Source organism: Streptomyces mabaensis (assembly GCF_053763515.1).
The window spans coordinates 145,465-157,235 of the sequence record NZ_JBSOPZ010000001.1 but is presented as its reverse complement, the minus strand read 5'-3'; the positions used below and the strand labels follow the sequence as shown (position 1 = coordinate 157,235).

The window sequence follows — 11,771 nt, the reverse complement described above, 5'->3', positions numbered from 1 at the left end:
CCGAACAGGACCGAGGGGGCCGACGGCATGATCCGTTTCAGGGCGTGGCGCGCTCCTTGCACGGATGCGCCGTGGTTGCGCCGCACGTGCATCCTCGCCTGGGCCGCCACAGTCGTCACCTGGGAGCTGACCTGCCCGTCGGCCCTGCACGACCGGATGCTGCCGAGGATCGCCACCTGTGTGGCGTTCCTGGCCATCGCCACCGGGGTGGGGCTGTGCATCAGGCACTGCCTGCTGGCCGAGTTGCGGCGGACCAGGGAAATCTCCCACGCCGTGCAGCGGGTCCTGCTGCGTCCGCTGCCGGCCCGGCTCGAAGGGCTCTCCGTCGCCGCGGCCCAGCTCTCCGTGAGCCGTGGCGCGGCGGTCGGCGGGGACCTCTACGAGGCGGTCGCGACACCGCACGGCGTCCGCGTCGTCATCGGGGACGTCCGCGGGCACGGCCTCGGCGCCCTGGGCGCGGTCGCCGCCGTACTCGGCAGCTTCCGCGAGGCCGCGCACGACGAGCCCGAACTGCCCGGCGTGCTGGGCCGGATGGAGCGCGCCCTGCACCGGCATCTGCGGGAGCGGGCGCTGGCCGAGCATCCGGCGGCCGGCGGTGCGGAGCCGGAGAGTCCGGTCGCCGAGGAGTTCGTGACCGTACTGCTGCTGGAGATCGGTCCGGACGGCGGCATCGCGGCCGTGAACTGCGGGCACCCCTGGCCGTATCTGCTGCGGGGGAGCGCGGAACCGCCGGCGGGCGTGCGGGGGATCGCGGAACCGCCATCGGGCGTGCGGGGGAGCGCCGAACTGCTGGCGGGCGCCGACCCGTTGCCGCCGCTGGGTGCCTTCCCGCTGCCGGACGACATCCCCGTACAGCTGCGCGCACGGCTGCTGCCGGGCGAGGCGCTGTTCCTGCACACCGACGGTGCGGAGGACGCCCGCAACCGCGCGGGGGAGTACTTCCCGTTGCGCGGCGCGCTGGCCGAGGCCGCTCTCGGCCCGGTATCGCCTGCGGGCCTGGTCGCAGACGTGCACGCCGCGCTGCTGCGTCACACCGGCGGGCGGCTCGCCGACGATGTCGCCCTGCTGGTCCTGCGCAACGACCGCCGCCGGGTGCCCGCGCAGCCGGGTGGGCCGGCAGTGCGCCGGACACCGACTCCGCACGGAGCCTGAACAGCGACGGCCTGACGGGCGTCGTCCGCCCTGCCGCGGAGTGTCGGGCAGACAGCAGGACAGACGACGCGGAAGCGGGCCGCCGCACTGTACGAGGGGGAGCCGGCGGCCCGGCCACCTCTTTCGAGGCGTTTCAGTCAACCGGCCCGCGCCCCGTCGCGGCAGAGCGCGCGGGGCATTCCTCCGGGTACTGCGTTCACACCCCGTGCGAATCGCGCTCCACTACGCTGTGGCCACCGAGCCATCGGAGGGGCCCATGCTGCCCAACACCCTGCTCGACGCCCTGCTCGACGAGGCGGGCATCTCGCGGGCGGGCCTCGCTGCCCATGTGAACCAGGCGGGCCGCGCGCGAGGGCTCGTCCTGCGGTACGAACACACGGCCGTCGCGCGCTGGATCAAGGGCCAGCGGCCGCGCGGCCAGGTGCCGGACCTCATCTGCGAGGTCCTCGCGGCCCGGCTGCACCGCCCGGTGACGCTGGACGACATCGGCCTCGGCGTGCCGGACCGGCCGGCCGAACCGCACGGCTCTCCGCTGCAGGGCTTCGTGGACCGGGCCACCGCCCTGTGGCGCTCCGACGAGCAGCGGCGCCCGCACGTACTCGGCGCACCGGCCGTCACCGGGACGCCTGCGGTCATGCCTGTGTGGGAGTGGGAGAACCCGCCGGAGGACACGGACGTCTCCCGGTCCGGGCAGACGCGGGTGAGCATGGCGGACATCGAGATGCTCCGCGCGGCCCGGGCGCACTACGAGCTGATGTACCGCAGGGCGGGCGGCATGGCGACGCGCTCGCGGATCGTCCGCTTCCTCAACGCGGAGACCGCGCCCCTGCTGCGCGGCAGCTACACCGACCGGACGGGCCGTCAACTGCACCGGGCGACGGGCGGGCTGGTCGCGGTGGCCGGTATCTGCGCGTACGACTCGGACGCGCACGGACTGGCCCAGTGCTACTTCCACCAGGCGCTGCGGCTGGCCAAGGCGAGCGGCGACCGGGGCCTCGGCGCGTACGCCATCGCCCTGCTGGTCAACCAGGCGCTCTTCATGCGCGAGTACCGGCAGGCGGTGGCCTTCGCGGAGGCCGCGCTACGGACGGCGCGGCAGCAGATCACCCCGGCCCTGGCCTCCGACCTGTACGCGATGCAGGCCAAGGCGTACGCGCATCTCGGCGACGGCGGCAGCGCGCTGACCTGCATCCGGAACGCGGAGGCCGCGGCGGAGCGGATCCTGCGCGGCGACGAGCCGGACGAGACCGGTTATGTACAGCCGGGGCTGGTCAATGTGCAGGTGGCCGAGGCCCTGCTGAGCCTCGGGGACCTGCCGGCCGCCCGTGAGCACGCGACGGCGGCGGTGGACTTTCCGGCGCACGAACGGGGCCGGGTCCACCGGCTGGCCGTGCTGTCCCGGATCGAGCTGCGTCAGGGAGAGGCCGACCGTGCGAGGGAGACCGCGGCCGAAATGGCCGAAAGGGCCAGGGGGATGGAGTCGCAGCGGCTTCGGGACCGGCTGCGCGCGGTACGGGAGGAGCTGGTGGCCAGCGGCTGCGCCGGGGCCGGGGAGACGGCCGAGCTGATCGACGGGGCGTTGCGCGTTCCCCTGTGACCGTTCCCCTGTGGCCGTTCCCCTGTGACCGTTCCCTTGCGAACGTGCTCCTGCTGCCATGTTGCCATCTACGTGTCGGAAGGTGGCAGAACTGTGCAGTGGACGAACCTGAGCGAACAAACCGTGTATAGGAACCGCTGGTTCCGGGTCAATCTCGCGGACGTCGAACTCCCCGACGGCCGTCACCTCGACCACTTCCTCATCCGGCTGCGCCCCGTCGCCGTGGCGACCGCCGTCAACGAGGCCAACGAGGTGCTGCTGCTCTGGCGGCACCGGTTCATCACCGACAGCTGGGGCTGGGAGCTCGCCGCCGGCGTCGTCGAGGACGGCGAGGACATCGAGACCGCGGCCGCCCGTGAGATGGAGGAGGAGACGGGCTGGCGCCCCGGACCGCTCCACCACCTCCTGACCGTCGAGCCGTCGAACGGCCTCACCGACGCCCGCCACCATGTGTTCTGGTCCGAGGAGGCGACGTACACCGGACATCCGGAGGACGACTTCGAGTCGTCCCGGCGCGCGTGGGTCCCGCTCAAGCTGGTCCCCGACATGGTCGCCCGGGGCGAGATACCGGCCGCCAACATGGCGGCCGGCCTCCTGCTGTTACACCATCTGCGGCTGGGCTAGGGCCTGTACGGGCGGCTGGGCCAGGGGGCTGGGCCAGGCGGGTCCTGCGGCGCGGGGCGCGCGGTCAGGAGTACGGGTAGAAGCCCGAGCCCGTCTTACGGCCCAGCCGCCCCGCGTCGACCATCCGCTGCAGCAGCGGCGGGGCGGCGTACAGCGGCTCCTTGAACTCCGCGTACATCGAGTCGGCGACCGAGGCGACCGTGTCCAGGCCGATCAGGTCGGCGAGCTTCAGCGGCCCCATGGGGTGGGCGCAGCCGAGCTCCATGCCGTTGTCGATGTCCTCGCGGCTCGCGATGCCCGATTCGAACATCCGGATCGCGGAGAGGAGGTAGGGAATCAGCAGCGCGTTGACCACGAAGCCCGAGCGGTCCTGGGCGCGGATCGCGTGCTTGCCCAGCACGTTCTGCACCAGGGCCTCGGAGCGCTTTATGGTCTCCTCGCCGGTGGTCAGCGCGGGGATCAGCTCCACGAGCTTCTGCACCGGGGCCGGGTTGAAGAAGTGGACGCCGATGACCTGGTCCGGCCGGGAGGTCGCCACCGCCAGCTTGACCAGCGGGATGGAGGAGGTGTTCGAGGCGAGGATCGCGTCCTGCCTGGTCACCACCTGGTCGAGGACCTGGAAGATCTCGGTCTTGACCTGCTCGTTCTCGACCACGGCCTCGATCACGAGGTCGCGGTCGGCGAACTCCCCGAGGTCGGTGGTGAAGCTGAGGCGGCCGAGTGTCGCGTCTCGCTCCTCCTCGGTGATCTTGCCCCGTTCGGCGGCCTTCGAGAGGGAGTTGTAGAGCCGTGTGCGGCCGATCTCCAGGGCCTCGCCGGTGGTCTCGGCGACCCTGACGTCCAGGCCGCTGCGGGCGCAGACCTCCGCGATGCCCGCGCCCATCTGGCCGCAGCCCACTACTCCGACGCGTTCGATGTCGGTCACATCGTGCCTTTCGCTGATCATCCAGCGGGTCCCCCGTGTGATTCCGGCGCCCGCCCCGGCCCTTGACGTTACTCCGCGCCGCCGGGCGGGGGACGGGCCGGGGCGGGGCATGCTGTCCGAGGAGAGTCGTCGTCACTGTACGAACAGGGAGCATCACATGCCGCAATCTCGCAACGTCGGGCGCAGGGGACTGATCACTGCCGCGGCGCTGTCCTGCCTGATGACGGCGTCAGCCGCCGCCGCGGTCCCGCGCCCCGGCCGGAAACGGGCGGCGCCGCCCCCCTTCCGGGCGATGTGGCTGGCCTGTATCCAGAACCGGGACTGGCCGTCCCGCGCCGGACTCGGCGCCGCGCAGCAGCGGGCCGAACTCCTCGCGCACCTCGACACCGCGGTTGCCCGCAAGCTGAACGCCGTGATCCTCCAGGTGCGGCCGTCGGCCGACGCGCTCTGGCCGTCCCGGTACGAGCCCTGGGCCGAGTGCCTTACCGGGAAACAGGGCGTGCACCCCGGCTGGGACCCCCTGGGCACGGCGGTGACCGAGGCCCACCGTCGCGGACTCGAACTGCACGCCTGGTTCAACCCTTACCGGGTCGCGAACCACTCCGACCTCTCGCGGCTGACCGCCGGGCATCCCGCCCGGGTCAACGACGGGTGGACGGTCCCGTACGGCGGCAAGCTCTTCTACAACCCCGGGCTGCCGGAGGTCAGGCGCTTCGTCCAGGACGCGATGCTCGACGCCGTGCGGCGCTACGAGATCGACGCGGTGCACTGGGACGACTACTTCTATCCGTATCCGGTCGCGGGCCAGACCTTCGACGATGACCTGGCGTACGCGCTGCACGGCGGCGGCTTCCCGAGCCGGGCCGCCTGGCGGCGCCACAACACCGATCTGCTGGTCTCCGAGACCTCCGCCCGTATCAAGGACGTGCGCCCGGGCCTGCGCTTCGGCATCAGCCCGTTCGGGGTCTGGCGGAACGCCGCCTCCGACCCGAGGGGCTCGGACACCACCAGCCTCCAGGCGTACGACGCCCTGTACGCCGACACCCGCACCTGGGTCAAGGAGGGGTGGATCGACTACATCGTGCCCCAGCTCTACTGGCACGTCGGCAACCGGGCCGCCGACTACGCCAAGCTGCTGCCCTGGTGGTCCCGGACCGTGCGCGGCACGGGCGTCGACCTCTACATCGGCGAGGCGCTGTACAAGGCGGGTGACCCGAAACAGCCGTCCGCGTGGCAGGACCCGGCCGAGCTCTCGCGTCACCTCACCCTGGGGACGCGCTACCCGGAGGTCGCCGGCCACGTCTTCTTCTCGGCGAAGGAGGTCGCGGCGGACCGGATCGGGGCCATGGCCAGGGTCGTCGCCGACCACTACCGGGCCCCGACCGGCCCGTAGGGCCTGTCCGGCGGATCTTGGCCGGGGCCACGACGCTCCCCCAGCTACCTCCCCCAGACTCCGTCCGGGGGTGCCCCCAGGGAGGTGCCCCCAGGCACGGCACCTCGCCGCGTTGCCGAAATGCCCGAATAGCTCCGCTATTAGGGCACTCCGGCGCCTTGCGATGCAGCTCCGCATCCAAGGGCCTGGACAAGAGCGGAGACGGAGCGCAGCGCAGTGCACCAGACGCCGCGTCCTATCCGGCCCTGATCCGCCGGACAGGCCCTAGCGCCGAGCCGAGCTGAGCTACTCGCTGAAACCGGCACTCCTGCGGTGATCCACGACCTGGTCGGGTCCGGGAGTCACGATCGACTCGTGGCCGTTCTCGGCGCGTACCTTGAACGGCGGGGTGCCGTCGGGTCCCAGGACCTCGACGATCTCCACGACGCGGTCGTGCTGTCCCACGACCCTGCCGTGCCTCACCAGCTTGTCGCCCTTTTCCGCATGCATCGAGACGTCCTCCCTGTCCTGTGCGTACGTGTGCGTGAAACCGGCCGTCAGCACGAGTCTAGGTCCGTCGGCGTGATCTGCATCACGGTCAGCCGCGGGCTCGCTGTGTGACGGCGATGCAGACCAGTACGGCGACGGCGGCCACGGGCGCGGCGGGCGAGAGGGATTCGCCCAGCAGCAGCACCGACCACACGAGGGTCAGCAGCGGCTGGGCGAGCTGGAGCTGGCTGGCCCGGGCGACGCCGATCTCCGCCATGCCCCGGTACCACACGTACAGGCCGAAGAACGTCGATCCGGCGGCCACCCACAGCAGTCCCACGACTCCGTGGGCCGACAGCCGTACCGGCTCGAACGACAGGGCGACCGCCGCCCCGGCCACGGCGAGCGGCAGGCAGAGAATCAGCGCCCAGCCGATGACCTGCCAGCCCGGCATCACCCGCGCCAGCCTGCCGCCCTCGGTGTAGCCCGCGGCGCAGACCAGCAGCGCGCCGAACAGGTACAGGTCCCCGGCCGAGAGCGCGCCGCCGCTCTCCTGGAGGGTGAAGGCGATGACCACGCCGGCTCCGGCCACGGCGGCGAGCCAGAACGTACGCGAGGGGCGCGCCCCGGTCCGTACCGCCGACAAGGCGGCCGTGGTCAGCGGCAGCAGACCGACGACGACGGCCGCGTGCGAGGTGGTGGAGGTCTGCAGCGCGAGGGTGGTCAGCAGCGGGAAGCCCACGACGACCCCGCCGCCGACGACGGCCAGTCCGGCCCAGTGCCGCCGGTCGGGAACCGGGACGCGCAGCGCCAGCAGGAAGCCGCCCGCGAGCAGGGCGGCGAGCACGCTGCGTACGGCGACGAGCGACCACGGGCCAAAGCTCTCCAGCCCCCAGGCGGTGGAGGGGAAGGTGAGCGAGAAGGCGACGACGCCCAGCCCGGCGAGAAGCGTTCCGCTGCTGCGGCTACTGCTGCTGCCGACTGCTATCGGGGTGATGCGAGTAGCGCTATCCTGTACTGTCATGCAAGAGCGTAGCAGTGTTGCGGACCTGGTGAGTTCTCTGCGGAGTGAGCTGAACCGCTACTCACCCGGTGGAAAGCTCCCGTCAAGTCGCGCCCTGGTGGAGCGGTACCGGGTGAGTCCGGTGACCGTCTCCCGGGCGCTGGCCCAGCTCTCCGCCGAGGGGCTGGTCGTCACCCGCCCCGGCGCCGGCGCCTTCCGGGCGCAGCCGCGTACGGACACCCCCGTCGCCGGAGACACCTCGTGGCAGGAGGTCACGCTCAGCGCCGACGCGGCCGGCGAGCTGGTCCCGCGCGCGGTCGACGCCGCCGGGGTCCTGGTCACCCTCGCCGCACCGCCCACCGGCGTGATCGAGTTCAACGGCGGCTACCTGCATCCGTCGCTGCAACCCGAGCGCGCGATGGCCGCCGCCCTGGCCCGGGCCGGCCGTCGGCCCGGCGCCTGGGGGCGGCCGCCCGTCGACGGCCTGCCCGAGCTGCGCGAATGGTTCGCCCGCGAGATCGGCGGCCCGGTCACCGCCGCCGAGGTGCTGGTCACCGCCGGCGGCCAGAGCGCGCTCACCACCGCACTGCGCGCGCTGGCCCCGCCCGGTGCGCCGGTGCTCGTCGAATCCCCGACGTACCCCGGGATGCTGGCGATCGCCCGTGCGTCAGGCCTGCGGCCGGTGCCGGTGCCGGCCGACGCGGACGGCGTACGCACCGAGCTGCTGGCGGCCGCCTTCCGGGCCACCGGTGCCCGGCTCTTCATCTGCCAGCCGCTCTTCCAGAACCCGACCGGGGTCGCGCTCGCCGTGGACCGCCGGCAGGAGGTGGTGCGCATCGCGCGCGCGGCCGGCGCCTTCGTCGTCGAGGACGACTTCGCGCGCCGCCTGGCCCACGAGGACGCGGGCCCGCTGCCCCGGCCGCTGGCCGCAGACGACCCCGACGGCGTCGTCGTGCACGTCTGCTCGCTCACCAAGGCCACCTCACCCAGCCTGCGGGTGGGGGCGCTCGCGGCCCGCGGCCCGGTGCTGGAACGGCTGCGCTCGATCCAGGTCGTCGACAGCTTCTTCGTCCCCCGTCCTCTTCAGGAGACCGCCCTCGAACTCGTCGGGTCGCCGGCCTGGAGCCGCCATCTGCGCACGGTCGCCGCCGAGCTGAAGAACCGCCGCGACGCGCTGGCCGCCGCGCTGCGCCTGGAGATCCCCGCGCTCGCCGTGCCGCGTATCCCGTCCGGCGGCCACCACCTGTGGGTCCGCCTCCCCGACGGCACCGACGAGGCGGCCCTCGTGGCGGGCGCGCTGCGGGCTGGAGTCGCCGTCGCCCCGGGCCGGCCGTACTTCAGCGCGGAACCGCCGGCCGGCCATCTGCGGCTCGGCTTCGCGGGGGTGGCCGGGCCGGCGGAGATCACCGAGGGCGTGCGCCGCCTGCAAATGGCTTGTACGGAACTCCTGCCGCAAGGAAGCTTCCCCTCATGAACCACACCGCCACCGACGACACCGCGACCGAAGAGACCATGACCGACGAGACCATGACCCAGGACTACGAGATCTCCACGGACCCGGACCGGCTGGACACCGCCCTCGTCCACCACTGGCTCTCCACCGACGCGTACTGGGCGCTCGGCCGCCCCCGCGAGAAGCACGACGCCGCGGTCGCCGCCTCGGTCAACTTCGGCCTGTACGACACCGCTTCCGGCGCCCAGCTGGCGTACGCCCGGGTCGTCACCGATCACGCGACCTTCGCCTACCTCTGCGATGTGTACGTCGCCCCGGCTGCCCGCGGCCGGGGCCTGGGCACCGCCCTGGTCACCGCGGTACGGGACCACTTCGCCCCGGCCGGCCTGCGCCGCTTCCTGCTCGCCACGGACGACGCGCACGGTGTCTACGAGAAGATCGGTTTCCGGCGGATCGACGACCCCGCGAAGTGGATGGCCCTGAGTCTCGCGTGACTCCTGAATTCCTTCTTGACCTGCGAGGCCTCCGGCCTCACGATCGGCCGCATGCATGTTCGGGTCACGCTGATCGCCGCCGCTCGCAGCGCCGCGCTGCTGGCCGAGCGTTTCGACGACGACCGGCCGCTCGACCAGGCCGGCTGGCACGAGGTGCAGCTCGCCGCGCACGGGCTGATCCCCCTCGGCGCGGCGGAGCTGCGGTACTGCTCGCCCACCCCGCGCAGCCGGGCCACCGGCCAGGCGCTCGGCTTCGCGCCGATGGCCCAGCCCGCGCTGCGCGAGTGCGACATGGGCCGCTGGCGCGGGCTGACCCTGGGTGAGGTCACCGCCCATGAGCCGGAGGCGGTCGACGCCTGGCTGGCCGACCCGCGCTCGGCCCCGCACGGCGGTGAGTCCCTGCTCGCCTTCATCTCCCGGATCGGCGGCTGGCTGGACACCCGTCCGGCCGACGACGGCGGCATGATCGTCGCGGTCGCCGAGCCCTCGGTCGTCCGGGCGGCCTTGGTGTACGCCCTGAAAGCGCCCCCGTCGACGTACTGGAACGTCGACGTCCGCCCACTGTCGACGGTCACCCTGGCGGGCTGGTCGGGCCGCTGGAGCCTGCGACTGCAGTCGGCGGCGCTCTAGTACTCCCGTGCGGTCTTGTGATCTCGAACCGGCCCGCGATCCGGGCCATGATCACGCCGTGGCCGTACCTGTTCCCAGCCCTGCTCCTGCGTCGCTTCGGGTGCGATGCGACGCCGTGTCCTATGCGCTGCCGGGACCGTCGAGGAAGCGAAGCAGCACGGCGGCCTCCGCGCGGAGCCGCGCGGCTCGGTCAGCGTGCGCGGGCGCAGTCAACTGCGCCGCAACCTCCAGTCGCTCGGCGGCCTCGGCGCGCACGACATCCACCACAGTGCGCTCGCTCAGCTCACGCCGCGCTGCTTCGGTGACACCGACACCGACCGGCGACTGCTCAAGGGCCAAGCCGCGGAGCTCAGCTTCACCCACGGGCACCGCCTCAGCGTTGTCCAGCGCAGCAAGTGTCGCGCGCAAGGCGCTCACCGCGGCCTTGTCACGGGCACGCATGGCTTCCGGCAGTGCTTGACGCATACGAAGACGTAAAGACATGCCGGTGACCTTATGGCGGCGCCCCTGGACCCACAACGCGATATACGTGCCGGCGAGGTGGTGGCGGAGGGGCGTAACCCGCGTACGACCGTCCGGGCGGCCAGCCCGGTCGTACGGCGCAACGCCGAACTCGCGCCCGCCACCACCCGAATCGCGACCGCACCCGGCTTCCCGGACGCGGACGGCACGTCCGACTGCTACGCGTGCCGTGGGACCGGATCACCGCGGCCGGTGGCGACGGCAGCCGGCGACGAGGCGTTCAGGCCCCGACCGAGCCGTCGATCGCCTCGCGCAGGAAGTCCGCGTGGCCGTTGTGGCGGGCGTACTCGTGCATCAGGTGCAGCATCACCAGCCGGAGCGAGACCTGCTCGCCAGTCCCGGCCCGGTAGCCGGTCACGTCGAGCGACTCCGCCGCCGCCTCGATTCGCCGCGCGTGCGCGACCTCCGTCTGCCAGGCGTCGAAGGCCTCCGACCGCGTGGCCGCGCTCGCGTCGTACGCCACCTGGAAGTCGCCCTCGTCCGACCACACCAGCGGGATGTCCTCCCCGTTGATCACCCGGCGGAACCACGCCCGCTCCACCTCGGCCATGTGCCGTACCAGCCCGAGCAGGGAAAGCGTCGAGGGCGGCATCGACCGGCGCCGCAGGTCCTCGTCGGAGAGGCCCTCGGTCTTCATCGCCAGCGTCGCACGGTGGTAGTCGAGAAAGGCGCGCAGCGTCTCGCGCTCTCCCGCGACCAGGGGCGGGCCGATCCGTTCGACGGTCACGGTGGAGGTCCTTTCGGCGCGGCAGCGCAGCAGCAGGCCAGCGTAGTGGGCAGGTGCGACCAGGCCGCTCCGGTGCCATGCTCAACATGCTCAGAAGGAGAGGCAGTCCACGATGGGTTTCTATGCCGAGCGAGTCCTGCCGCGGATCGTCAACGCCGCGTGTGGGGTCAAGACCGCCGAGCCGCTGCGCCGCCGCGTCTGCGCGGGCCTGCGGGGCGAAGTGGTCGAGATCGGATTCGGAACAGGACACAACGTGCCCTTCTACCCGGCCACCGTGACCGGAGTGGCCGCCGTCGAGCCGTCCGACCTCGGGTGGAAGCTCGCCGGTGACCGTCTCAGGGCGACACCCGTCCCGGTGCGGCGCGCCGGTCTGGACGGCCAGTCGCTTCCGTTCGCGGACAACAGCTTCGATGCCGCCCTGTCCACCTGGACCCTCTGCACCATCCCCGACGCCGACGCCGCCCTGCGGGAGGTGCGGCGCGTCCTCAAGCCCGGGGGAGTCCTGCACTTCGTGGAGCACGGACTGGCCCCGGAACCGGACCAGAGCGTGCGCCGCTGGCAACGACGCCTCGAGCCGCTCAACAAACGGCTCTTCGGCGGGTGCCACCTCACCCGGCCGATCGCCGACATGCTGACGGCCGCGGGGTTCACGATCACGGACATCGAGGTCTTCTACGAAAAGGGCGCACCGAAGTTCATCGCCGCCGACTCCCTCGGCACCGCCCTGTCCTCCTAGCGCCTCCTGGCCGCCCACCAGGCCCGCAGCCGGAAAGCGTTTGACGC

At 72.5% G+C, this 11,771-nt stretch carries 13 protein-coding genes; 8 read left to right on the top strand and 5 right to left on the bottom strand.

The genetic code is table 11. The features are described from left to right. Positions 1 to 27 precede the first annotated feature (27 nt). The 3 genes from ACWV17_RS00765 to ACWV17_RS00755 all read left to right on the top strand — a co-directional run bounded on the left by ACWV17_RS00765 (position 28) and on the right by ACWV17_RS00755 (position 3,373). A complete protein-coding gene (locus tag ACWV17_RS00765) occupies positions 28 to 1,152 on the top strand; it encodes a PP2C family protein-serine/threonine phosphatase (RefSeq protein WP_455358035.1) in 1,125 nt (374 codons plus the stop codon). A gap of 256 nt (positions 1,153 to 1,408) precedes the next feature. Further along, positions 1,409 to 2,749 carry a transcriptional regulator gene (locus tag ACWV17_RS00760; protein ID WP_455358034.1) on the top strand — a complete coding sequence of 447 codons (1,341 nt, stop codon included), beginning with the start codon at positions 1,409 to 1,411 and terminating at the stop codon, positions 2,747 to 2,749. A gap of 93 nt (positions 2,750 to 2,842) precedes the next feature. Continuing rightward, positions 2,843 to 3,373, top strand: a complete 531-nt coding sequence (locus ACWV17_RS00755; RefSeq protein ID WP_455358033.1) for an NUDIX hydrolase — start codon at positions 2,843 to 2,845, stop codon at positions 3,371 to 3,373. Between the two features lie 64 nt (positions 3,374 to 3,437). Here ACWV17_RS00755 and ACWV17_RS00750 read toward each other — a convergent pair whose 3' ends face one another. Further along, positions 3,438 to 4,298 (bottom strand): 3-hydroxybutyryl-CoA dehydrogenase, encoded by an 861-nt coding sequence (locus ACWV17_RS00750; RefSeq protein ID WP_455355184.1) that lies wholly within the window; start codon positions 4,296 to 4,298, stop codon positions 3,438 to 3,440. Between the two features lie 157 nt (positions 4,299 to 4,455). Between ACWV17_RS00750 and ACWV17_RS00745 the strand changes: the two genes are divergently transcribed. Then, positions 4,456 to 5,691: a glycoside hydrolase family 10 protein gene (locus tag ACWV17_RS00745; protein ID WP_455358032.1), complete on the top strand. Its 1,236-nt coding sequence runs from the start codon at positions 4,456 to 4,458 to the stop codon at positions 5,689 to 5,691. Between the two features lie 285 nt (positions 5,692 to 5,976). Here the strand turns inward: ACWV17_RS00745 and ACWV17_RS00740 are convergent, their stop codons facing one another. After that, positions 5,977 to 6,180, bottom strand: a complete 204-nt coding sequence (locus ACWV17_RS00740; protein WP_455355185.1) for a DUF1918 domain-containing protein — start codon at positions 6,178 to 6,180, stop codon at positions 5,977 to 5,979. A gap of 88 nt (positions 6,181 to 6,268) precedes the next feature. Beyond that, entirely contained in the window at positions 6,269 to 7,183 is a 915-nt protein-coding gene (locus ACWV17_RS00735; RefSeq protein ID WP_455358031.1) for a DMT family transporter, read from the bottom strand. On the opposite strand from ACWV17_RS00735, the gene ACWV17_RS00730 reads away from it, so the two are divergent. Genes ACWV17_RS00730 through ACWV17_RS00720 form a run of 3 tightly spaced genes read left to right on the top strand, consistent with a single transcriptional unit; the run spans position 7,182 to position 9,739 of the window. Beyond that, the gene (locus ACWV17_RS00730; RefSeq protein WP_455358030.1) at positions 7,182 to 8,636 is read left to right on the top strand and encodes an aminotransferase-like domain-containing protein; all 1,455 of its coding nucleotides are present in this window, start codon (positions 7,182 to 7,184) and stop codon (positions 8,634 to 8,636) included. The genes ACWV17_RS00735 and ACWV17_RS00730 overlap by 2 nt on opposite strands. 38 nt (positions 8,637 to 8,674) lie before the next feature. After that, the gene (locus tag ACWV17_RS00725) at positions 8,675 to 9,109 is read left to right on the top strand and encodes a GNAT family N-acetyltransferase (RefSeq protein WP_455355186.1); all 435 of its coding nucleotides are present in this window, start codon (positions 8,675 to 8,677) and stop codon (positions 9,107 to 9,109) included. Between the two features lie 51 nt (positions 9,110 to 9,160). Next, entirely contained in the window at positions 9,161 to 9,739 is a 579-nt protein-coding gene (locus ACWV17_RS00720) for a histidine phosphatase family protein (RefSeq protein ID WP_455355118.1), read from the top strand. 120 nt (positions 9,740 to 9,859) lie between these two features. On the opposite strand, the gene ACWV17_RS00715 is transcribed toward ACWV17_RS00720, so the two are convergent. Together ACWV17_RS00715 and ACWV17_RS00710 are read right to left on the bottom strand one after the other, a co-directional pair. Beyond that, positions 9,860 to 10,180 carry a hypothetical protein gene (locus tag ACWV17_RS00715; RefSeq protein WP_455358137.1) on the bottom strand — a complete coding sequence of 107 codons (321 nt, stop codon included), beginning with the start codon at positions 10,178 to 10,180 and terminating at the stop codon, positions 9,860 to 9,862. 301 nt (positions 10,181 to 10,481) lie between these two features. Further along, on the bottom strand, positions 10,482 to 10,988 hold the full coding sequence (locus ACWV17_RS00710; protein ID WP_455358029.1) for a DinB family protein: 507 nt from the start codon (positions 10,986 to 10,988) through the stop codon (positions 10,482 to 10,484). A gap of 112 nt (positions 10,989 to 11,100) precedes the next feature. On the opposite strand from ACWV17_RS00710, the gene ACWV17_RS00705 reads away from it, so the two are divergent. After that, the gene (locus tag ACWV17_RS00705) at positions 11,101 to 11,724 is read left to right on the top strand and encodes a methyltransferase domain-containing protein (protein ID WP_455358028.1); all 624 of its coding nucleotides are present in this window, start codon (positions 11,101 to 11,103) and stop codon (positions 11,722 to 11,724) included. Positions 11,725 to 11,771: the final 47 nt, after the last annotated feature.